Source organism: Alkalihalobacillus sp. AL-G (genome assembly GCF_030643805.1).
Lineage (GTDB): Bacteria > Bacillota > Bacilli > Bacillales > Fictibacillaceae > Pseudalkalibacillus.
In genome coordinates this window covers 844982-866345 of sequence record NZ_CP094656.1, presented here as the reverse complement: position 1 = coordinate 866345, position 21364 = coordinate 844982, and the positions used below count along the sequence as shown (strand labels likewise).

General features: G+C 43.6%; 23 protein-coding genes. 2 read left to right on the top strand and 21 right to left on the bottom strand.

Annotated features, from left to right (window positions below; all coding sequences use genetic code 11):
• Positions 1 to 10 precede the first annotated feature (10 nt).
• The 4 genes from MOJ78_RS04415 to MOJ78_RS04400 all read right to left on the bottom strand — a co-directional run bounded on the left by MOJ78_RS04415 (position 11) and on the right by MOJ78_RS04400 (position 3659).
• Complete coding sequence (locus tag MOJ78_RS04415) at positions 11 to 1009, bottom strand: alpha-ketoacid dehydrogenase subunit beta (protein WP_304979999.1); 999 nt, start codon at positions 1007 to 1009, stop codon at positions 11 to 13.
• Positions 1010 to 2077 (bottom strand): pyruvate dehydrogenase (acetyl-transferring) E1 component subunit alpha, encoded by a 1068-nt coding sequence (pdhA, locus tag MOJ78_RS04410; protein ID WP_304979998.1) that lies wholly within the window; start codon positions 2075 to 2077, stop codon positions 1010 to 1012. It lies immediately after the preceding gene.
• An 11-nt stretch (positions 2078 to 2088) separates the two neighbouring features.
• Entirely contained in the window at positions 2089 to 3189 is a 1101-nt protein-coding gene (locus MOJ78_RS04405; RefSeq protein WP_304979997.1) for a Glu/Leu/Phe/Val dehydrogenase dimerization domain-containing protein, read from the bottom strand.
• A 74-nt stretch (positions 3190 to 3263) separates the two neighbouring features.
• A complete protein-coding gene (locus tag MOJ78_RS04400) occupies positions 3264 to 3659 on the bottom strand; it encodes a thioesterase family protein (RefSeq protein WP_304979996.1) in 396 nt (131 codons plus the stop codon).
• Positions 3660 to 3945: 286 nt separating this feature from the next.
• Between MOJ78_RS04400 and MOJ78_RS04395 the strand changes: the two genes are divergently transcribed.
• The gene (locus MOJ78_RS04395; RefSeq protein ID WP_304979995.1) at positions 3946 to 4239 is read left to right on the top strand and encodes a hypothetical protein; all 294 of its coding nucleotides are present in this window, start codon (positions 3946 to 3948) and stop codon (positions 4237 to 4239) included.
• A 209-nt stretch (positions 4240 to 4448) separates the two neighbouring features.
• Here the strand turns inward: MOJ78_RS04395 and MOJ78_RS04390 are convergent, their stop codons facing one another.
• The 6 genes from MOJ78_RS04390 to MOJ78_RS04365 form a co-directional block, all read right to left on the bottom strand.
• On the bottom strand, positions 4449 to 5168 hold the full coding sequence (locus MOJ78_RS04390) for an SDR family oxidoreductase (protein ID WP_304979994.1): 720 nt from the start codon (positions 5166 to 5168) through the stop codon (positions 4449 to 4451).
• Between the two features lie 350 nt (positions 5169 to 5518).
• A complete protein-coding gene (locus tag MOJ78_RS04385; RefSeq protein WP_304979993.1) occupies positions 5519 to 6868 on the bottom strand; it encodes a sodium-dependent transporter in 1350 nt (449 codons plus the stop codon).
• 166 nt (positions 6869 to 7034) lie between these two features.
• Positions 7035 to 7829: an ABC transporter ATP-binding protein gene (locus MOJ78_RS04380; protein WP_304979992.1), complete on the bottom strand. Its 795-nt coding sequence runs from the start codon at positions 7827 to 7829 to the stop codon at positions 7035 to 7037.
• Positions 7795 to 8826, bottom strand: a complete 1032-nt coding sequence (locus tag MOJ78_RS04375) for an ABC transporter permease (protein WP_304979991.1) — start codon at positions 8824 to 8826, stop codon at positions 7795 to 7797. The genes MOJ78_RS04380 and MOJ78_RS04375 overlap by 35 nt, the downstream gene beginning before the upstream one ends.
• Before the next feature lie 62 nt (positions 8827 to 8888).
• Positions 8889 to 9914, bottom strand: coding sequence for an ABC transporter substrate-binding protein (locus MOJ78_RS04370; protein ID WP_304979990.1), 1026 nt, complete (start codon positions 9912 to 9914; stop codon positions 8889 to 8891).
• A gap of 183 nt (positions 9915 to 10097) precedes the next feature.
• Entirely contained in the window at positions 10098 to 11045 is a 948-nt protein-coding gene (locus MOJ78_RS04365; RefSeq protein ID WP_304979989.1) for an NAD(P)H-dependent flavin oxidoreductase, read from the bottom strand.
• An 82-nt stretch (positions 11046 to 11127) separates the two neighbouring features.
• On the opposite strand from MOJ78_RS04365, the gene MOJ78_RS04360 reads away from it, so the two are divergent.
• Positions 11128 to 11649, top strand: coding sequence for a gamma carbonic anhydrase family protein (locus MOJ78_RS04360; RefSeq protein WP_304979988.1), 522 nt, complete (start codon positions 11128 to 11130; stop codon positions 11647 to 11649).
• 152 nt (positions 11650 to 11801) lie between these two features.
• On the opposite strand, the gene paaX is transcribed toward MOJ78_RS04360, so the two are convergent.
• From paaX to paaB, 11 genes are all read right to left on the bottom strand, one after another.
• Positions 11802 to 12698: a phenylacetic acid degradation operon negative regulatory protein PaaX gene (gene paaX, locus MOJ78_RS04355; protein ID WP_304979987.1), complete on the bottom strand. Its 897-nt coding sequence runs from the start codon at positions 12696 to 12698 to the stop codon at positions 11802 to 11804.
• A 234-nt stretch (positions 12699 to 12932) separates the two neighbouring features.
• Complete coding sequence (locus MOJ78_RS04350; RefSeq protein ID WP_304979986.1) at positions 12933 to 13709, bottom strand: enoyl-CoA hydratase-related protein; 777 nt, start codon at positions 13707 to 13709, stop codon at positions 12933 to 12935.
• 23 nt (positions 13710 to 13732) lie between these two features.
• Positions 13733 to 14938 (bottom strand): 3-oxoadipyl-CoA thiolase, encoded by a 1206-nt coding sequence (locus MOJ78_RS04345; RefSeq protein ID WP_304979985.1) that lies wholly within the window; start codon positions 14936 to 14938, stop codon positions 13733 to 13735.
• Positions 14931 to 15809, bottom strand: coding sequence for a 3-hydroxyacyl-CoA dehydrogenase (locus tag MOJ78_RS04340; protein WP_304979984.1), 879 nt, complete (start codon positions 15807 to 15809; stop codon positions 14931 to 14933). The genes MOJ78_RS04345 and MOJ78_RS04340 overlap by 8 nt, the downstream gene beginning before the upstream one ends.
• A 194-nt stretch (positions 15810 to 16003) precedes the next feature.
• Positions 16004 to 17521 carry an aldehyde dehydrogenase family protein gene (locus MOJ78_RS04335; protein ID WP_304979983.1) on the bottom strand — a complete coding sequence of 506 codons (1518 nt, stop codon included), beginning with the start codon at positions 17519 to 17521 and terminating at the stop codon, positions 16004 to 16006.
• A gap of 99 nt (positions 17522 to 17620) precedes the next feature.
• Positions 17621 to 18394 (bottom strand): enoyl-CoA hydratase-related protein, encoded by a 774-nt coding sequence (locus MOJ78_RS04330; protein ID WP_304979982.1) that lies wholly within the window; start codon positions 18392 to 18394, stop codon positions 17621 to 17623.
• Between the two features lie 14 nt (positions 18395 to 18408).
• On the bottom strand, positions 18409 to 19185 hold the full coding sequence (locus tag MOJ78_RS04325) for an enoyl-CoA hydratase/isomerase family protein (protein WP_304979981.1): 777 nt from the start codon (positions 19183 to 19185) through the stop codon (positions 18409 to 18411).
• A complete protein-coding gene (locus tag MOJ78_RS04320) occupies positions 19175 to 19483 on the bottom strand; it encodes an EthD family reductase (RefSeq protein ID WP_304979980.1) in 309 nt (102 codons plus the stop codon). The genes MOJ78_RS04325 and MOJ78_RS04320 overlap by 11 nt, the downstream gene beginning before the upstream one ends.
• A gap of 19 nt (positions 19484 to 19502) precedes the next feature.
• Complete coding sequence (gene paaD / locus MOJ78_RS04315) at positions 19503 to 20012, bottom strand: 1,2-phenylacetyl-CoA epoxidase subunit PaaD (protein ID WP_304979979.1); 510 nt, start codon at positions 20010 to 20012, stop codon at positions 19503 to 19505.
• Between the two features lie 201 nt (positions 20013 to 20213).
• The gene (paaC, locus tag MOJ78_RS04310) at positions 20214 to 20999 is read right to left on the bottom strand and encodes a 1,2-phenylacetyl-CoA epoxidase subunit PaaC (RefSeq protein WP_304979978.1); all 786 of its coding nucleotides are present in this window, start codon (positions 20997 to 20999) and stop codon (positions 20214 to 20216) included.
• Positions 20996 to 21346 (bottom strand): 1,2-phenylacetyl-CoA epoxidase subunit PaaB, encoded by a 351-nt coding sequence (paaB, locus tag MOJ78_RS04305; protein WP_304979977.1) that lies wholly within the window; start codon positions 21344 to 21346, stop codon positions 20996 to 20998. Before paaB ends, paaC begins: the two co-directional genes overlap by 4 nt.
• Between the last annotated feature and the right edge of the window lie 18 nt (positions 21347 to 21364).

Below are 21364 nucleotides of genomic sequence, written 5' to 3'. Positions count from 1 at the left end.
TCCTCCTATCTTAAAACCGTACTGTATCGATTATTGCTTGTTTTACACGGTCTGAATTTGGCAGGTAATCATCCTCAATCGCAAACATTGGAACTGGCGTATCATGTCCTGTTACGCGCTTAATCGGTGAGCGCAAATAAAGGAAGGACGTATCATTTATCAGTGATACGACATCGTTTCCAACTCCACCTGTTCCTGGCGCTTCGTGTACGATGACAGCACGTCCTGTCTTCTTAACCGATTCTGTTATTAATTCGCGGTCAAATGGGTACAAGGTTCTCAAGTCAAGGACATCACATGTAATACCTTCACTCTCTTCAACTTCTTTAGCTGCTTTTTTAACCACATCGACCATTGCGCCCCAAGCGATCAACGTTATGTCTTCCCCTTCTTGAAGGCGCGCTCCTTTTCCAATTTCAACCGTATATTTCTCTTCAGGAATTTCGAGTTTATGCGAACGATAACAGCGCATCGGCTCAAGAAAAATAACCGGATCAGGGTCTTCTATACTCGCAATCAACAGTCCTTTTGCGTCATAGGCATTGGACGGAACGACTACCTTGATGCCAGGCATATGGGTAAAAAGAGCCTCTACACTATCTGAGTGAATTTCAGGTGCACGAACTCCTGCTCCGTATGGTGCCCGAATCACTAAAGGCACTGTGAAATGGCCGAGTGTACGTGACCGAATTCGAGAGGCATGCGTCATGATTTGATTGTAGGCAGGATAAATGAATCCAAGGAACTGCATTTCTGCGATCGGACGAAAACCGTTCATTGCAAGACCGATCGATGTTCCGATGATTCCTGATTCAGCAAGAGGTGTATCAATGATCCGTTTGTCGCTGAACTCCTCGATCAGCCCGTCCGTTGCCCGGAATACTCCGCCGTTTCGACCGACATCTTCTCCAAGCACAATGACATCATCATGTTCTCGCATCATTGTTCTCATGCCATCGGTGATTGCTTGAACCATCGTAAGTTTTTGCGTTTTAACTGCTGTACTCATCTACACTTCCTCCTTTGCCCGGCCATTGAACTCATCCAACTGCTCCTGGATTGTCCACGTCGGCTTCGCAAAAACGTGAGTGAACATATCTTTAGAATCAGCTGCACCGAATGCTTCCATCTCTTCAACTGCTTTTTCGATTTCAGCAGTGATTTCTTCTTCTACTTTTGTTTTCCAGGAGTCTTCCCAAATGCCTTTGTGCTGCATATAACGCTCAAGTCTCACGATCGGGTCGGTTTGCTCGCGGCGACGCTTCGCTTCCGATTGATCACGATATTTGCTCGGATCATCTGCAGTTGTATGTGCACCATAACGATAGGTAACCGCCTCAATCAACGTCGGACCGTTCCCCTTACGTGCATTATCCATCGCTAGTCTTGTTTCAAAATAAACCGCAAACACGTCATTCCCATCAAGTCGTATTCCAGGAATGTCATAACCAACCGCTTTTTGAGCGATTGTTTTCGATTTCATTTGCTTTTCGATCGGAACAGAAATGGCAAATCCGTTGTTCTGGTTAAAGAAAACAACTGGTACATCAAAAACACTTGCAAAGTTCAGACCCTCATGGAAGTCTCCCTCTGAGGTTGCGCCATCTCCGAAGTATACGATTGAACCGCGGTCTGTCCCCTTCATTTTCTCTGCCCAAGCGGCACCGGTCGCATGTAATAGCTGTGAGGCTATCGGCACTGCTGGTGGAAAGATGTTTTTCCCTTCAGGTGGCACACAACCCATCGGATATCCCTTCCAATATAAAAAGAGATTGCGAAGAGAGTGTCCGTACGTCAATGTTGCAGCATGGTCACGGTATGTCGGAAACATCCAATCGCCTTCTTCTAAAACGAGAGCGCTTCCAATTTGCGCCGCTTCTTGACCCTCAAAAGGTACATAGGTCCCGATTCTTCCTTGGCGTTGCAAGTTAACCCCTTTTCGGTCGAACATACGAGCTCGCAGCATTTTCGTATAGAGTTCTTTCGTTAACGATTCCGTCATCTCATTTTCAAATTCTGAATTAACGACGATTCCATCTTCATTTAAAATTTGTTTTGTTGGGAATTGCGTTTCCATAAGATTCCTCCTTAATTACGTACAGCCCATTTCTGACGCTTTTTGTGACTAAAGAAGCTGTTTCTCTTCTTACGGCTTTCGATTCGAGAATCGCAGAACAGATTGGCTGCCTCCGCTGTAGAAATCGACTGTGCCTTTGAATTCTGGTAAATTTCCATCAGTGTATCGTAAATGGCTCTCGTTTTCGCAAGCACACGGGCTTTGTTCGGGTTATAAAGCTCATCTGACACTTGAATAAGTCCACCAGCATTGACAATATAATCTGGTGCGTACAGGATACCTTTTTGCTGTAAATAGGTGCCGTGCTCATCCTTTAAAAGCTGATTGTTCGCAGAACCGACGACAGCCTTCACCTTTAGCTGTTCAATAGTTTCATCGTTAATGATTCCACCGAGTGCACAAGGAACAAATACATCTGCAGGAACACTATAGATTTCGTTTCCTTCTACGAATTTTACGTTCCCTTTTAATCCTTCAGCGACTTGAACAAGGTTTTTAATCGCTTTTTCATTGATATCCGTTACGTAAATATCCGCTCCTACTTCAAGAAGCTTTTCGGCTACCTTAAAACCAACTTTACCGAGGCCTTGTATGGAGTAAACTTTTCCGCTGAGTTCATCCGAACCATACATAACATTGTTAGATGCCTTTAATCCGTATAAAACGCCTTGTGCAGTCGGAACCGAAGAATCACCACTACCGCCGTACTCTTCTGGAACTCCGACGATACAATTCGTCTCTTTTAACGCATGGACAAAATCTCCTGGGGTAGTCCCCATATCAGTCCCTGTATAAAAACGACCATTCAACGATTCTACAAATTGACCGAAAGCACGGAATAATTCTGGGGTACGATCCTTGAGCGGATCACCTATGATGACAGACTTCCCTCCGCCAAAATCCACATCTGCAGCGGCACATTTATACGTCATGCCTTTCGACAGGCGGAGTACGTCTTCAATTGCCTCATCTGTTGAAGCATATGGTCTCATACGACAACCACCCAGCGCTGGGCCCAAAGTCGTATTATGTATGGCGATAATCGCCTTCAACCCTGTATCCGGATCGTTACAAAATAAAACTTGTTCGTGTCCATTTATACGTTCAAACATGATGTAAGTCCCCCAATTCTAATAATCTTCTAAACTTTAAGACTCGTAACCGCTTACATTTTCATTTAAAAAAATCAAACCTTCATCGATTTTATTTTCTGTTCAATCATTTCTTTAGGAAGAATGTATTGTGTCACTTCTCCTTCACCGATCATTTCCTTCTCATTATGGACTTCCAAGTCGCAAATAACCGCTTTTCCTTTTACTTCACGAAGGGTTGCAGTAATCGTTACGGTGCTACCTGCTGGAGTAGGATTCAAGTGCTTGGCTGTAACTCCTCCGCCGATTCCTTCTTCATGGTCTTCTAGATACGGAAGAATAATCTGGCGTGCAGCCCACTCCATATGATAAACCATCGATACGGTGGAATAAGCTGGATGAACAAGGTTTCCTTCGAATTGTGCATACATATCTGGTGTAACTTGGGCTGTAATGGCAGCCTTTTGTCCAACTTCCATGCCTGGCTTCAAAAATAGCGCCTCCTTTGCATCCACTGATTGACGTATATCTATAATATTATCGATAATACATATGACGTTTATTTAACGATATAATAACATTTTGTTAAATGAAAATCAATGAACCGAACAAAAGCACTACAGTGATGAAGTCGCTAACATTAAAGGTTATAGTAAAGCTTGCATATTAAATGTATGTATAAAAAAACAAGCCTGCTTTGTCAAAGATTATTTTTTTTATAAAATTACAATATGTGAATTTTCTGATAAAATTAAGCTAAAGGAGGGATTGTATAATATGAGTGTTAATTTCGCCATTCCGGTTGGAATAGTTATTATTACTTTTATATCGGTTTTGCTTTATAGATTTAGCAAAAATACATCAAATAAACTTATGAAATATATTCCTTCTATTGTATCTGCATTAAGCATTGCTTTGGTTTATTTAAAAATGTCATTTATTTCACAAGGATATGAAGCAATTACGGATATAGTTGTTATCATTTTTCTGTCATTTGCATTGGGGGTTTCCTTGTTGGTAGCAGTTGTAATAGATATTATGAATAGAAGAAAAAGAATTTCATTAAAATAAAATGCTGAAAGTCAACCTCTTTTATTACGTTTTTTCTATGCACTTCCCAACATTTCAACTGTTGTATAATTATACTTTTGAAACGATAAAGTAAGCATTCGTTTTACACATTTATCACATGCTGAATCTTCTATCCTGAACGCAGTCTATATGAAAATAGCCAAAAAGAAAAACAACACTCGGCTGTTTTTCTTTTTGAAAAGTACTTATTAAATTCTCGGGTATTCCTGAGAGAGCGGGTGGAGCATGATTTCATCCACAACCATATGTTTTGGTGCAGATGCCATATAACAAACCGCTTCAGCGATATCATTGACCTTCAGCCAGTCTTCTTTATGTGTTTCGCCTTGCTTGCTATCAGCAAAATAGGTGTCAATCGCTCCTGGATTGATCGTTCCGATGCGAATGCCATATTCTTGAACCTCCTGTGCGACCGAACCGATGAATCCTTGTACCGCATATTTTGTAGCAGTATATGCTGCACCATTCGCAATCGTACGTCGGCCGACATCGGAAGAAATCGTAATGATTGTCCCCGACTTTTTCTCCTTCATAAATGGTAGGATTTCCTTTGTGCATAAGAAAACACCTTGGACATTAACGGCGAAAACCTTCTGCCACTCTTCAAGCGTTGTCTCTTCTGTCGGCTTGAAAAATCCGAGCCCAGCATTATTGACTAAAAGGTCGATTTGACCGTAATGATCGATTGCTTGTTTAAATGCATTTTTCACTTGTTGTTCATTAGAGACATCTGCTTGAATGCTTAGTACCTCCGCACCGTTTTCAGTCAGCTCTTTTGCTGATTCATGAATTTGTTCAGATGATCCTATGATAGCTAATTTTGTACCTTCAGCAGCAAGTCTGCCTGCGATCGCTTTGCCTGCTCCTCTTGAGCCACCCGTTACAATCGCCACTTTTTGGTTTAACATAGTACTTCCCCTTTCGTTGTTTCACTCATGTTGACGTGTCCCATTGTACTATATAATCCACCAAGGAATCGAATCCTAAACATGGGGTGATAGCGTCTAGCTTAAGCCATACTTTCGATTGGCACACTCATGATGCCTGCCAGCTGGATTTTATGCATGAGAAGGGAATGCAAACCCGTCTTCGTCTTCCGTGCCCGTCAGCTGCATTTGTGCACGGAACGCGAACCATACACTCCCCATGAAGCCACCTAGAGGAATTTATAATGAAGATCTGCGGAAGCAAATCGACTTTATGTAAAGCAAACAGAAAGAGCAGCCACCAGAGTAGCTGCTCATTTTTCCTATCCTTATTAGCCAAACAACATGTCGAGTACACCTAATGCATCGAGGAACACAATGATGATGACAATAGGTACCACAAATTTTAAAATCAACACCCACAAGGCTAGTAATTTTTTACCGAAGCTGCTACCATCCGTAAGCTCTTCCACCAATGTTTTACGAGGCATCCTCCAGGAAACAAAGATTGAAATCAACAATGCTCCGACTGGAAGCATAATATTACTGACAAGGTAATCCATCAAATCGAAGATCGTCTTGTCCATCCACTTGTAATCGCCTAAAATTCCAAACGATAAGGCAGCTGGAATACCTACTACGAAAATCGCGAGTCCAATCCACCATGAAGCTTTCGAACGTGCTTCTTTTCCAGAGTCCTTCGCAACTGAAGCGACAATGATTTCTAGCATCGAGAACGCAGATGTCAATGTTGCGAACAAGAAAAGGGCCAGGAAGATTGCGAAAAAGATAACGCCGCCAGGCATTTGGGCAAACACAGAAGGGAGCACCACAAAAAGCAGTCCAGGCCCTTGTTCGGGTTCAAATCCAAATGAAAATACCGCTGGGAATATTGCAAGACCTGCTAGGATCGTAATAAATATGTTCATCATGACGATAGAGGTTGCAGACTTAACAAGGCTTTCCTTTTTCGATAAATAGGAGCTGTATGTTACCATGACGGATACCCCAAGGCTTAACGAGAAGAAGGATTGTCCAAGTGCGAAAAGGACACCTTCAGAAGTCAACCTGCTGAAGTCTGGTTGCAGGAAGTATTTAACCCCTTCCATCGCCCCATCGAGTGTCAGTGAACGTGCAATCAATACGATAAAAAGAATGAATAAAGCAGGCATCATCCACTTCGATGCTTTTTCAATACCATCCTTGACGCCTTTCGCAACTACGATGATCGTCAGGAACATGAAAGCGAGCTGAGCGCCGACCGCTGTCCATGGATTGGAAATGATCGTTCCAAACAATTGCTCATAATTTTCCACGCCCATCGTGTAACCGGTAAGCGTTGCCCCAAAATAAAGTAGAATCCAACCACCGATGACACTATAGAATGATAGTAGTATGAAAGCAGTAAACACACCCATTCGACCGATAAATGTCCAACGGGGTGCAATTGAACGATAAGCCGATATAGCTTCCTTCTGTGAACTTCGCCCGATAACAAATTCTGCTAACAATAACGGAAAACCTACTAGAAATGTAAAAAGTAAGAATACGAGGAAAAAGGCTCCTCCTCCGCTTGATCCCGCTACATATGGGAACTTCCAAATAGCCCCTAGACCGATTGCAGAACCTGCTGCTGCTAAAATGAATGATAATTTTGAACCCCATTGCTCATGCTGTGCCATAAGTACCTCCAGTTTCTCTTCTCCTGATTGTATATCTATTTTAATTCAATTAAAAAACTATACTGAGCCCTGTCCCTATACTAAAGCATTTCAATCGTTTCTAAAAGGTAAATTAAAAAGGATAGGTAACTGTTAGTATTCGCAGCTGCACCTATCCTTCTTACACCTAACTTAACAATGCGCGGTCACTCGTCATTTTCGAGCCGCGTATACGCTGAAATTCTTGGAGTAATTGCTCGATTGTCAGTTCTTGTTTCTCAGTTCCACTGACTTCCAGGATAATTTGTCCTTTATCCATCATGATCAATCGATTGCCCAAATCTAATGCCTGTTGCATGTTGTGGGTTACCATCAGCGTTGTCAATTGATGCTGCTGCACGATTTGTTTTGTCAAAGTTGTAATAAGTTCTGCTCTAGATGGGTCAAGGGCAGCCGTATGTTCATCTAACAGTAAAATTTTCGGTTCGGTAAACGTAGCCATCAGAAGTGAAAGTGCTTGACGTTCACCACCTGAAAGCATCCCTACCTTAGCATTCAAGCGATCCTCGAGCCCAAGATGCAACGTTTCTAAGGACTCCTTGAAAAACATCCTAAGCTTTTTCGTCACTCCTGCTCGCAGGCCCCTGTTTTTATTTCGTGCATATGCCATCGCCATATTTTCTTCAATCGTCATCGATGGTGCTGTACCTGCCAAAGGATTTTGAAACACCCGGCCGATATAGGCAGCACGCTTATGTTCAGGGAGATTGGTAACCGTTCTTCCTTCAATGACCACATCTCCAACATCCGGACTCAGAACACCGGCGACCACGTTCATTAACGTTGATTTACCTGCACCATTACTTCCGATTACCGTAACGAAATCACCCGGTTCGAGCGAATAGTTGATATGAGAAAGGGCAATTTTCTCATCCAACGTTCCTTCGTTAAACACTTTGTGAATCTGATTTAGTTGAAGCAACGTCTTCACCCTCCTTTTCAGGGCCGACTGCGTACATCTTTTCTAATTCTGCCCGCTTTCGCTTTTTACGTGTCCGTTCCTTTTGGTTTTCAAGTATCTTCGGAAGGACAAGAGCAATGACCACAAGAATCGCTGTAATGAGCTTCAAATCTCCTGCCTTAAAACCAACCTCAAGCGCCAAACCGATGACGAGTCGGTAAATGATTGCTCCTCCTATGACTGCAAGGGTCGTCCGCATGATCGTTTTGATTCCGAATAAAGCTTCACCTATAATGACAGAGGCAAGACCGATAATTATCATCCCGATTCCCATTCCGATATCTGCAAATGAATTGTATTGCGCAATCAGCGCCCCTGATAAAGCTACAAATGCATTGGAAACACCCAGGCCGAGAACCGTCAGCTTATTCGTATCTGCAGAAAAACTACGGATCATCTGTTTGTTATCACCTGTCGCCCGCAATGCCAATCCAATTTCCGTTCGCAAAAACCAATCGGTGAAAAATTTAATCGCAAATGTAACGAGAATCATTAAGAATAAGATGGACCAAGTAGATGGATCGAGCCCAATACCTGTAAACACTGAATTTAGTGTCTTATCAATCCCGAAGCCTTCCCAGAAAGAACGAAACATTGAGAAAAGAGTATCTTGCCCAAGTAATGGGATGTTTGGCCGATCATCCATAATTCGAAGATTAATGGAATAAAGTGCAATCATCATGAGAATCCCGGCAAGTAATGGATTAACTTTTCCTTTCGTATGCAAAATCCCTGTGATGCAGCCTGCAATAAACCCTGCACCCATTCCAGCTAACGTCGCCAACACAGGTGATTGTCCGTTTACAAGCATAATGGCAGCAACACCAGCACCGGTGACAAAGCTACCATCAACGGTTAAGTCGGGGAAATCAAGAATACGAAAGGAGAGGTAAACACCGAGCGCCATGATCGCGTAGATGATACCCGATTCAACAGCCGGGAACAAAATTGAGAACATGTTACCTGCTCCTTCCTAATATTTGATTGAATCAGAGCATACCTTTCTCCTCTAGCGGTTTGCTATTCGATGTATTCTGCCATGTCATCCCATTCTGATTTGATTTCGACTCCCATTTCCTCTGCTGCTGTCTTATTGATCACAAGCTTCAGGTTTTGAGGGTATTGCGCTTCAAAATCAGATGGTTTCTTTTCCCCTTTTAAAATTGCAGCTGCCATTAGACCAGTTTCGTAGCCTAGGTCAGCGTAATCGAAGCCGTATGCTGCCATCGCACCACGATTAACTGAATCAAGCTCTCCAGCAAACATCGGAATATCTTCATCTTGGGCTACTTTAATGACTGATTCTAATGCAGACACGACGGTGTTGTCCGTGATGATGTATAATACGTCCGCTTCATCGACTAATGATTCTGCCGCTTGTTTAACGTCAGCAGTTGTCGCAACACTTGCTTCCGCAGCTTTCAAACCTGTTCCTTCCATTGCTTTTTTAACGATTTCAACCTGTGCAACGGAATTTTGTTCGCCAGGATTATAAATAAGTCCTACTGTTTTCGCATCGGTTTGTTCTGCGATAAATTTGATCGTATTTGGTATTGCTTCCGGGTGGGTATCACTCGTACCAGTAACCCATTCGCCTGGTTGATCCATCGCTTCAATCAATTCGGCTCCAACCGGATCTGTTACTGATGTGAAAAGAACTGGAATTTCTGCATTAGCTTTCTTTACAGCCTGGACACTCGCCTGTGCACTTGGTGTTGCATTGGCAAATATCAAATCGACTTCATCCGATACATGTTTGTTGGCGATCGTATGAATGTTGTTCATATCAGCCTGAGCGTTATCGATAACGTATTCAAGGTTTTCACCTTCTGTAAAGCCATTCTCTGCTAGTGCCTTCTTAAATCCTTCCGTTGCTGCATCTAGTGATGGATGTTCTACAAATTGGTTGATCGCAACCGTTACTGTTTTTTCAGTATCATCGCCACCTTCTCCACCACCTTGAGTATCCTCTGTAGATCCACAGCCTCCGAGAACTAATACGCTTGCCAACGAAACTCCAACTAGTGATTTCCAAAGCCTTTTCACATTGTTTCCCCCTTAAATATGAATTGCAATTAACAAAATATTCTTTATCTTTCAAGGATATTTTAGTGAAGTTACAATTCGCGAATTTATCGTAATAGTATCAAAGGGTAAAACATTATGTCAATAAATCGTCAAACAATTTAAAAAATTAGCTGATTTAAGAAATTATTACAAAACAACGTTTTACAATAATCGTTCGATTACTTTCAATTGTTGTTCAGCTTCTTTCACCATTCGTTGGATTAACCCATCGACAGTAGGAACATCACCAACCAGCCCTGCAATTTGACCTGAATTGATGAATCCTTCAGCAAAATTCCCTTGCACCGCTCCTCTTAAGTGAAATTCTTCTGTTGTTTTATCGATAAAGGTTTGTTGGTCAACTCCAGCTGCTTCATCTTTTTGTAACTGTTCAGCATAGGCTGTTTTCAGCAACCGACGAATCTTCCCGTACTTTCTACCAACGATGGTTGTATCTGTATCATTTGCCTCAACTAGCTTCTGTTTATAGCTTTCATGGAATACACCTTCTTGGGTTGCAATAAAGCGTGTACCCATTTGTACTCCTGTCGCACCAAGCGATAGTGCTGCTGCCAGTCCACGACCATCTCCTATCCCACCGGCAGCGACTACAGGGATTTTCACCGCATCGGTAACCTGTGGAATCAACGTCATCGTTGTCGACTCTTCAGTCGCATTGATTCCCGCTGCTTCATAACCTTCTGCCACAATGATATCCGCACCAGCTTTCTCTGCTTTTTGAGCATGCTTTACAGAAGCGACAACACAGATTACAGTAAGTCCATTTTCCTTAAACTTAGGAATATATGGAGCGGGGTTTCCAGCAGATAAAACGACAACCGGGACTTCATATTGGAACATCGATTGAACTGCTTCCTTAACGAATGGTGTCACACTTAATGGGATATTGACTGCAAATGGATTGCCCGTTCGTTTTTTCGTATCGATTATCAGTTGTTCAATTTCCACTGGGGAAAGAGTGCCAATCCCAATCGTACCCAATCCGCCTGCCTCTGAAATCGCTGCTGATAAAGGAGCATTTGAGACGTTTCCCATCCCACCTTGAAGTATCGGATATCGGATGTTCAATAACTGACAAACTGGGTTCATAACGACTGATCCTTTCTGTTCGTATGATATACTTACAATACGTTCTTTTTAAACATCTAACGTTTTCAAGGAGGTATTGTACATGTTATATCCTTATAACGACCACTACCCGAAAGTAGATGATACTGTCTTTATTGCTCCGGGTGTACATATAATCGGTGATGTTTCGATCGGCAAAAATTCAAGCATTTGGTTTAACACTGTTATTCGCGGTGACGAAGCTCCGATTATTATCGGTAAGCGTTGTAACATCCAAGACAATTGTACATGTCATCTATACGAGGAATACCCTCTTATACTTGAAGATGAAGTGTCTGTTGGGCATAATGTCATTCTACATGGCTGCACAATCCGTAAAGGTGCCTTAATCGGAATGGGTGCGACCATTCTGGACGGGGCAGAGATTGGCGAATCAGCCTTTATTGGTGCCAACACGCTCATTCCACCAGGGAAAAAGATTCCTCCTCGTACGATGGTCATGGGATCACCTGGGAAGGTCATTCGGGAACTTACCGACAAGGACCTTCAACTCATCCAACTCACAATCGACACGTATGAGAAAAAAGGACAAGAATTTCGCGAACAGATTAATAAAGGAAAATAACAATCGTGGAGCCAGGTCGATCAATGATCAGGCTCCATTTGCATGTAACTGTTCGATAAAAGGTTCTTTATTGGTTGATTATTGTCTCAGCCATCGGTATATGTCTTTGTAGAAACGACCTCGAGCACCTTGGCGAACCAGACAGATATTCATCATTGGTTCGGATCGATCATCAACGGGTGATTCAACACATCATACTTCTTATCTTTATTTTTGACTTCATTTCCTTCACTGAATACATCCTCAAAAAATCGGCTTGCAGGCTGAGCAAGTGCTTTATAATATTCACTAAACAAGCTTGCAGCATGGTCACCGAGCCATTTTGCAGGCAACAGCTCTTGTGGAAGACCAGGGTCGACGAACAGAAACTTCCGGTATTCATGGACAAGCTTCGTTCGCTCAACAAAGCATTCCCCATCAGTCATTTCACTTTTTTCGATTTTATGTTTGTCAATTACATACTTTTGGCTATACGTTTTAATAAAATCATCATATCGATCGTTGATATCGTTAAGGTCCCAACACTCATCTACAAGTTTCCTGCTCGAATGTGGCCCTTTATACTCGGATGCAAAAAAGTGTACAAACTCCCGAATATCGTACTTTTCAATCATTTGCTCAATCTGTACTTCCTGATTGTTTGGGGATATCCAAAAGCTATTCGAAAGAAGTCCAAATCCACTCCAAACAAGCTCTTTCCTCAGTTCATCCCGGATATTTCGTTGTTCTTCAGGAATGGTGTACGTAAACATCCGCCACTTTCCATCCCATGAGACAGGTTGAAATTTAAAAATCCGGTCTGCGGCTTCTTCCATCCGCTTGACACCTTGTTTCGTCAATTGATAGTAGCTTTTGTTCCCTTTTCGCTCAGCGGTTACCCAGCCCTGTTTGTTCATTCTTGAAATTGCCGCTCGAACAGATTGTTCATTATGCCCGAATTCCTTCAGCAGCCGAATTAAGCTGCCAATCCATATATCGTTTCCGTAATGACGGATATAATCGCCGTATAATGTAAAAATCATTGACCGTGTGTTCAAACTATTTTCCATGTTGCTCATCCTTTTCCGATTCAATCTCAAAATGCAAATGTATGTTCAAAAGGAGGAGGAAAAGAGCCGAAGTAATCTTGTATCAACGTTGAACTGACTAGCATCCTGTAAGCCTCCGGGCCTTTTAAACCTCCAATTAAAATTATTACATCATCATACTATAATCGTGCCCAAGGTTAAAGCCGTTGAACCGCAAAAAGGATGTCGATCTCGTCTCAAGCGATTTCGAAGTGTTTATTCTCCTTTAAATTGCGGTGGACGTTTTTCACCGAAAGCGACAAGTGCTTCTACGCGATCCTTTGTCGGAATCGTTACCTCATAGGCTTTTGCTTCAAGGTTAAGACCTGTCTCAAGGTCAACATTCATTCCTTGTTTGATTGCATATTTCGCTTGCTTAAGTGCAATCGGTCCATTTTGAAGCATTCTTTCCGCCCATTGTTCAGCCGTTTGAATCAAACTGTCACCAGAAACGACTTCGTTTACAATTCCATAACCTAATGCTTCCTCTGAGCTTAGTTTTTTAGCGGTAAGAATGAGTTCCATCGCTTTAGCTTGTCCAATCAATCTCGGAAGGCGTTGTGTGCCACCTGCCCCAGGGATGATTGCCCAGCCTAGCTCCGTCAGTCCCATTTTCGCACCCTCTACAGCAATTCGGAAATCACATGAAAGTGCAAGCTCGAAGCCTCCGCCAAACGCATAACCGTTCACCGCTGCGATCGTTGGCTGCGGAAGCTTATCAACAGCAGTGAACACCTCGCGTATCTTTGTCACGTTTCTTCGTACCTCATGCTCGGTCAACGATTTTCGTTCTTTCAAATCTGCTCCAGCACTGAATGATTTATCTCCAGCCCCTGTGAAAATGGCTACACGAACCTCAGGGTTATGATGAATTTGTTCAACGACGTCACCAAGCTGCTTTAACGTATCTAAATTAAAGCAGTTAAGAACCTCAGGTCGATTAATGGTGACGTAAGCAATATGATTTTTCACTTCATATAAAATAGATGACATGTCAATCATTCTCCTCCTTAAGGTCAGTTGTTGTAACCTTCAACAATCGCGGCAATTCCCTGTCCGACACCAATACACATCGTGGCTAGACCATAGCGAGTATTTTGTTTTTTCATTTCGTGCAAAAGAGTGGTTAAAATACGAGCGCCACTAGCCCCAAGCGGATGTCCATACGCAATCGCACCACCGTTGACATTTACCTTTTCAGCGTTCAACTCAAGCTGTCGGATACACTCTAGAGACTGTGAAGCGAACGCCTCATTTAGTTCGATAAGACCGAGATCATCTATACTCAATCCTGCTCGCTTCAGCACTTTACGGGATGCGTATATTGGTCCAAGTCCCATCACACGCGGCTCAAGGCCAGCCGTCGCTGATGTAATGTATTTCGCCATCGGTTTCAAACCTACTGCTTCAGCCTTCTCTTTACTCATCAGTAATAATGCCGAGGCACCGTCGTTAATACCGGATGCATTCCCTGCTGTTATCGTTCCGTTCGGAAAAATGGAACGTAAAGAGGACAGTTTTTCGAGTGAAGTTGTCGGCCTCGGATGTTCATCTGTATCAACAACGATTTCATTCCCTTTCCGATCCGTATATGAGACAGGGACGATTTCATCCTTTAATCGGCCGGAATCCATCGCCTTTTTAGCCTTCTGCTGACTATCATACGCGAATTGATCCTGTTGATCACGTGATACTTGGAAGTCCCTTGCGACATTTTCTGCCGTCTCTGGCATACTGTCAGTTCCGTACTTTTCATCTAAAAGTGGATTCACAAAGCGCCAACCAATAGTCGTATCAAACATTTCCTGGTTCCCACGGGCGAATTCCTGCTCGGGCTTGCCCATCACATATGGCGCCCTTGTCATGCTTTCTGTTCCACCTGCGATGAAGACGTCCCCTTCGCCTGCCATGATTGCGCGTGCAGCGTAACTCACTGCATCAAGGCCAGACCCGCAGAGACGGTTGATTGTCGTACCACCGACCTCAACTGGGAGATCAGCAAGAAGTGCGGACATACGAGCAACGTTTCGGTTTTCTTCACCCGCTCCATTAGCATTTCCAAACACGACTTCCTCGATTTCATTAGCAGATAGGTTTGGGTTTCGTTCCATTAACGATTTGATGACGACACTTCCAAGGTCATCAGGACGAATGCTTTTTAATGTACCTTTATAGCGTCCAATCGGTGTCCGGACCGCATCAACTATAACGACTTCACGCATGATTTTTCCCTCCTTTTTCTCCATCTGTATAATCGTAAACGCCCATTCCGGATTTCCGTCCGAAACGTCCTGCCTTTACATATTTTACGAGCAGCGGGCATGGACGGTATTTTTCACCAAGCGTTTCGTGTAAATACTTCAGATTGTTCAATCTTGTATCCAAGCCGACAAGGTCACCAAGTTCAAACGGGCCCATCGGATAATTCAACCCAAGCTTGATTGCTTTATCTATCTCCTCAGGTGAACCGACACCTTCCTGAAGCATATAAAACGCCTCATTCCCAACAAGTGCACTGATTCTACTTGTGACAAAACCAGGAAACTCATTGACGGTTACGGTTTCCTTTCCCATTTTCGCTGCGACTTCATTCGCTAGCTTGACCGTTTCTTCCGCTGTATCAAGCCCTTTGATGATTTCAACGAGCGGCATCTTATGGACAGGATTAAAAAAGTGCATGGCAATGACCTTACCTGGACGATCGGTGAACGATGCAATTTCAGTTGGACTCATTGTAGACGTATTCGTAGCAAAATAGCAGTGCTCTGGAGCATGTTGATCGATCGTCTCAAAGATATTTTTCTTTATCTCTAGGTTCTCAGGGACCGCTTCAATGACCATATCGGTATTTGAAACAATAGCTTGTAGATTCGAAGAGTATGACATTCGTTCCATGCCAGCACTCGCTTCCTCTTCTGTCAGCTTATTACGTTGAACCCCTTTTGCGAAAATGGCATTGATCTCTGTTTGAGCATTTTCCAATGCTTTTTCAGAAATATCAACAAGCGACGTTTTGTATCCACCAACCGCAGCAACGTATGCAATCCCGCGCCCCATTACTCCTGATCCGATGACTGTAATATGTTTAATCACTTTTCCACTCCCTCTCAATTAGAAGGGGACTGCTCCAAAAAGGAAGTCAGGCAGCCTCCATATGAGTGGTCTAAAAGTAAGGAGTCAGTTCCATAGATGGGCTGATCCGTACAAATTAGCACTCGTTTTAATTACGGAGGAGTCTGACGCCCAATTGGGTCAGCCCCGATATTGTTCTTAATGTGCGTTAAAATTTAGATTCCGAACGGATTTAAAGGCTTCCCGCCAACATATGAAATGACACTCTTCGTTTCTGTATAGAGGTCAAGTGTCTCGATACATAGCTCTCTACCAAATCCAGATTGCTTATATCCGCCGAATGGTGTACCTGGGAATGCAGAGAATGGCGAATTGATCATGATCGTTCCAGCTCTCAGCTTGGCCGCTACACGATTTGCACGAGCGTGATCCGTCGTCCAGATCGCAGCTGCAAGACCGAATTCTGTATCGTTTGCAAGCTTGATCACTTCTCGCTCATCGCTGAACTTCATGACAACCACTACAGGTCCGAAGATTTCCTCTTGGGCGACCTTCATGTCGTTCGTTACATCTGTAATGACAGTCGGCAAGTACCAGTGCCCATTTTCAAAACCTTCTACCTTCGCACGGCCACCGCCGACGACTACTTTAGCGCCTTCTTTTTCAGCTTCCTTTACATAGCCATCGATTACATTAACCTGGCTTTCACTAATGATCGAACCAATGTGAGTTCCTTGGTCAAGCGGGTTGCCAAGCGTAAGCTTCTTCGTCTTTTCCACAAACTTTTCCATGAATGCATCGTAAATGTCTTCATGAACAAATAGACGAGAGCGTGCTTCACAAGACTGTCCTGTGTTGTAGAAAATACCGAACAATGAACCATCTACCGCTGCATCAAGGTTTGTGTCTTCGAATACGAGGTTAGGAGATTTTCCGCCAAGCTCGAGTGTAACTCGCTTCAATGTTTCAGAAGCTTTTGCCATGATGTCTTTACCTGTGTTCGTTTCACCAGTAAAGGCAACTTTATCGACACCAGAATGTTCAACAAGATGAGCTCCAACTGTTGAACCAGGTCCTGTTACGATGTTTACAACACCTTCAGGAACCCCTGCTTCATGACAGATTTCCGTTAAAATAATTGCAGTCAGCGGTGTTAGGCTTGCTGGCTTCAACACGATCGAGTTACCTGCAGCAATCGCTGGTGCCACTTTCCAAGAAGCCATCATCATCGGATAGTTCCATGGAATGATCTGTGCACATACTCCTACTGGCTCATTCATCGTATGGTTCGTGAATGGACCTGGCATGTTGTTCACATGACCACGGTGACCTACAATTGCACCCGCGTAAAATTCGAAGTTTTCAACTGCCTGCATCACTTGACCTTGTGCTGCAGAAAGGGATTTCCCGCTGTTCAACACTTCTAATTCTACAAGTTCGTTGAATCGGCTACGCATGATTGAAGCAATTTTGTTCAATACGCGTGCACGCTTTCCAACCGGATATTTCGGCCATTTCCCTTTTTCAAAAGCATTACGAGCTGCTTCTACCGCTTGATCGACATCCGCTGTTCCAGCCTTAGCTACTTGTGCTAAAGCTTCCCCTGTTGACGGATTGTAAGTCGTAAACGTTTCACCTGAAACACTGTCTACTTGTTGTCCGTTGATCATCATCTTATAAGCGTCACGTTTCATTTCTGTCGCCACCTGCTGTTGTTCTTTAGTTGTACTCATATATCTGACACTCCTTTTTTTTTAGTAAAATTTGCTCCATAAATAAATGTTTAACTCCTGAGCCCTTGTGCTCGAGGCTGCTTCCGCTTTTCCTCTAGTTTAAAAGCCTTTGAATTCGGGCTTTCGTTTTTCCATGAAGGCCTGTACACCTTCCGCATGGTCTTGTGTTTGCCCTGCTGTACGCTGGGCATATGCTTCGTTCTCTAGCATTTCATTCAAGTCACTGTCCCAGCTTTTTTGTAAGTATCGCTTGATCAAGCCGATCGCTTTGGTCGGCTTTTGAGCCAGATGTTCTGCAAATGCTGCGACGTCTTCCTCCCACTGATCGAGCGGGATCACCTTTGTCGCTAGTCCAAGGTCCTTCGCCTCTTCCGCTGTAATCTTTTCACCCATGACTGCGAGTTCAAGTGCTTTCGCATGCCCTACTAATCTAGGCAGGTAGTACAAATTCCCTGAATCAGGCACGAGCCCTACGTTGATGAACGCTTCTATAAAACTCGCTTTCTCTGATAATACACGGAAATCGCAGGCAAGCGCTATGCTCATTCCGGCTCCTGCTGCTACGCCATTAACAGCAGCAATAACCGGTTTCTCGACACTTGCGAGTTTTTTTACCATCGGGTTGTATCGTTTACGTAAAATCTCGGCATGATCCGTATCCTGTTTGACCCCCGCCAAATCTTCCCCTGAGGAAAATGCTCGTCCGTTCCCTGTAATGACGAGACACCGAACCTCTTTATCTCGGTCTGCCTCTTTCAACGCTTTTGTGATTTCTGAATTCATCTGTTCTGTGAAGGCATTAAACTTTTCAGGGCGGTTCAGTTTAATCCAGGCAACGTTGTTCTTCATTTCGTATTGAATCGTTTCATACATGGCAAAACCGCTCCTTATTTCCCTTTAAACCGGGGTTTTCGCTTTTTCACGAATGCGTTCATACCTTCCTTCTGATCCTCTGAAGAAAATAGCATGTAAAAGTTCTTCCGTTCAAACTGCATCGCTTCATAAACGGAGTGATCAACTGACTTGTTGACGGTTTCTTTGATCATTCTGACAGATAGCGGTGCTTGTCTTGCAATTTTACGAGCAAGCTTCATCGTTTCCTCAAATACAAGTTCAGGCGCAACTGTACGGTTGACCACACCATTCTCACACGCCGTTTTCGCTGTCATATATTCTCCTAGCCAGAGCCACTCAAGTGCTTTTGTCCGCCCCATCAATTTCGTTAATCGAACTGTTCCCCCAGCCCCAGGCATCACGCCGAGGTTGATTTCAGGAAAACCGAACTGGGCATCCTCTGCTGCAACGATCAGGTCACAGCTGAGAGCAAGCTCGAACGCTCCGCCAAGGCAATAGCCATTGACAGCAGCGATGATGGGCTTCTTCACCCATGCAATCCGATCCCACTCGGCGAACTGGTTGAGGAGTTCAAGTGAAATGGAATCGTCTTCTGCCATCTCATCAATGTCAGCGCCGGCTGCAAACAGCTTATCATTCCCTGTAACGACCATGACAGAAATCTTATCGTCACGATCCCACTCTTCAAGCGTCTGAAGAATTTCTGTGACCATCCTGCGGTTCAGTGCGTTGAGCACTTTAGACCGGTCAAGTTGAATGACACCAACGCGATCCTCTGTCCAGGTTTTGATTGTTTCCTTATTCACCATCGACTTCCTCACCGATCATCAGTGTTACCAAGTCACCAGCAAATCCCATAAGGTCCTTCCCGGAAGCTTTTGCTTCATCTGTTTTCATTGCTTCTTTCATTGCATCATGGCTATCGTAGTACATCTCACAAAGGATGTGGTAATCACTTTTTCCCATTGGTGAACCGACAATCTTTGTTACTTCCATCTTTCGTAGTCCAGGTATCTTTGCAGTAATTGGTCCGTGTGTGTTGAAATAATGCTCATCGAATTGTTCTTTGTTTTCCGGATTTTTGTACAATGCAATTAGTTTTACCATAATATAAAAACACCCTTCCTTATTCGTCCCCTATGTTGGCGACGGGTTTCATTGCCTCAAATGGATTTTTGCAGCTTTTACAATAAAGAATACAACGACACGCGGTTGGCCCAAACAGGTTTTCCATGGTCGTAAAGACCGAGCCGCAATATGGACAAGGAATCTCCCACGGTTCTCCTGGTTCATGGTCAGCCGGAGGAGGTGCGATCCCAAATTCCTTTAACCTTGATTTGCCGAGGTCCGTTATTCGGTCTGTCGTCCAGATCGGATTCGTCAAGAAATCGACAGCAACCTCTTCAACTCCCTCGACCTCGATGACAGCATTGACGATATCACGCTGAATGATATCAAGTGCAGGACAGCCCGTAAACGTTGGTAATACGGATACCGTAACTGAGTTGCCTTTTGCCTCTACCTTCTCCACCATGCCAAGGTCAAGGATACTGACCGAATCAATCTCCGGGTCGGTGACATTTTTCAGTACGTCATAAGTACTATCTATCAAACTCTTATGTTCTATTCCGGTCATGGTAACCCTCCTCTCGCTTTTAGAAGATGCTCAAATGTGTACGGCATAACCATAATTCTTGACCCAGGTTGCTAAAAGCTCTCTTTAGTCACCGACCGCTATATCTATATTTTTCCTCATGCGGTCACTATATGCTTTTTTTATACCAGATTGCTAGATTTCCTTCTATTTACGCTTGCGGCTATTGGATACATCAGCCGATTACCATCCCGTAGTCGGATTCGTTTCGTAAACCTCAGAAAGCGTTTGAAGTGCAATCTTAAGATCTTCCGTATGTTCGCCTTGACGTCCGTTTCCTCTCGACATTGCCATATCTCCTGGAATTGGAGCATTGATTTCCTCGAACGTCTTCTTCATATAAGAGGACCATTTGTTCCGCATCTCTTCCTCACTCGTTACATACCCCTTGCTTGCCATTTCATCTCCATGTGGTCCGAGGGAAAGCACTCCGTTCATTTCCTTCCAGCAACGTTCAACGGCTGCGGTCATTCTTTGGTTCGCTTCGTCTGTGCTCGTCATTAATTGCTTGAACCATGTTTCCCAATGCATCAGGTGATATTGAAGCTCGATTCTTACCTTAGATGCGGTGTCTTTAAGAGGTTCATAGCTTGATTTTCTAAGAGATTCCATACGAATTTTTTTATGGACAGTGTAGAAATAGTTTCGAACGACTGCAAATGCCCAATCGAATTGCGGCTGTTCCAAATACGTTCCCTCTCCGTTTTTCTCTTCTAAAAGAATCGCATTACGGAATTGCTCCGGCTTTCTTAGATGGGAGAGTTCGTCAGCTTTCCCTTCCCCTAACTCCTCTAAGATGCTATAAAACCTTGCTGCGTGCCCCATCATGTCCTGATTGATTGAGGAGTAGGCAACGTCCTCCTCAATATGCGGAGCCAGCCCTAGCCATTCGGAGCCTCGGTATGCAAGGATAAAATCATCATCTGCAAGTGAATAGAGTAGTTCAACGAGTGCCTTATCCTGTGTCATTTCGCCTTCCCTCCCTTGCTGTCGCTGAGTAAATTCTCCTCAGTGAATTGCTCCTGTTGATAGTTGCGCCATTTCTTCTTCAAATATCCATAGCCTTTTGTTTCCCTATAGTCTTTATCATTCAAGCGCTTTAACATCTCTCGCTCTTCTTGGGTCATTGTACGGATATCCTCTCTTTTAACAACCCAAATGTCAGCAACAGGCTCGCGGCGGAAGAAGTTTTCTCTTGCCATGATCAGCGCCATTTCTTTATTTGGTGCTAAAAGACTGAATTGATGCTGCAACGGAGCTTTATCTGTTTTCTTGCTGAATACTTCATATACGCTGTAAAATCCATTATCGCTCATCGTTTCCCCTCCTGCCCA

Coding starts and splice junctions, on each gene's coding strand:
- MOJ78_RS04375 (WP_304979991.1), bottom strand. CDS start 8,826: ATGTTCTCAATTTTGTTCCCGGCTGTTGAATCGGGTATCATCTACGCG.
- paaC (WP_304979978.1), bottom strand. CDS start 20,999: ATGACACAGGATAAGGCACTCGTTGAACTACTCTATTCACTTGCAGAT.
- paaD (WP_304979979.1), bottom strand. CDS start 20,012: ATGACCGGAATAGAACATAAGAGTTTGATAGATAGTACTTATGACGTA.
- MOJ78_RS04415 (WP_304979999.1), bottom strand. CDS start 1,009: ATGAGTACAGCAGTTAAAACGCAAAAACTTACGATGGTTCAAGCAATC.
- MOJ78_RS04335 (WP_304979983.1), bottom strand. CDS start 17,521: ATGAGTACAACTAAAGAACAACAGCAGGTGGCGACAGAAATGAAACGT.
- MOJ78_RS04385 (WP_304979993.1), bottom strand. CDS start 6,868: ATGGCACAGCATGAGCAATGGGGTTCAAAATTATCATTCATTTTAGCA.
- MOJ78_RS04390 (WP_304979994.1), bottom strand. CDS start 5,168: ATGTTAAACCAAAAAGTGGCGATTGTAACGGGTGGCTCAAGAGGAGCA.
- MOJ78_RS04360 (WP_304979988.1), top strand. CDS start 11,128: ATGTTATATCCTTATAACGACCACTACCCGAAAGTAGATGATACTGTC.
- MOJ78_RS04325 (WP_304979981.1), bottom strand. CDS start 19,185: ATGGTGAATAAGGAAACAATCAAAACCTGGACAGAGGATCGCGTTGGT.
- MOJ78_RS04345 (WP_304979985.1), bottom strand. CDS start 14,938: ATGCGTGAAGTCGTTATAGTTGATGCGGTCCGGACACCGATTGGACGC.
- MOJ78_RS04365 (WP_304979989.1), bottom strand. CDS start 11,045: ATGAACCCAGTTTGTCAGTTATTGAACATCCGATATCCGATACTTCAA.
- MOJ78_RS04350 (WP_304979986.1), bottom strand. CDS start 13,709: ATGTCATCTATTTTATATGAAGTGAAAAATCATATTGCTTACGTCACC.
- MOJ78_RS04405 (WP_304979997.1), bottom strand. CDS start 3,189: ATGTTTGAACGTATAAATGGACACGAACAAGTTTTATTTTGTAACGAT.
- paaB (WP_304979977.1), bottom strand. CDS start 21,346: ATGAGCGATAATGGATTTTACAGCGTATATGAAGTATTCAGCAAGAAA.
- MOJ78_RS04395 (WP_304979995.1), top strand. CDS start 3,946: ATGAGTGTTAATTTCGCCATTCCGGTTGGAATAGTTATTATTACTTTT.
- pdhA (WP_304979998.1), bottom strand. CDS start 2,077: ATGGAAACGCAATTCCCAACAAAACAAATTTTAAATGAAGATGGAATC.
- MOJ78_RS04320 (WP_304979980.1), bottom strand. CDS start 19,483: ATGGTAAAACTAATTGCATTGTACAAAAATCCGGAAAACAAAGAACAA.
- MOJ78_RS04330 (WP_304979982.1), bottom strand. CDS start 18,394: ATGTATGAAACGATTCAATACGAAATGAAGAACAACGTTGCCTGGATT.
- paaX (WP_304979987.1), bottom strand. CDS start 12,698: ATGGAAAATAGTTTGAACACACGGTCAATGATTTTTACATTATACGGC.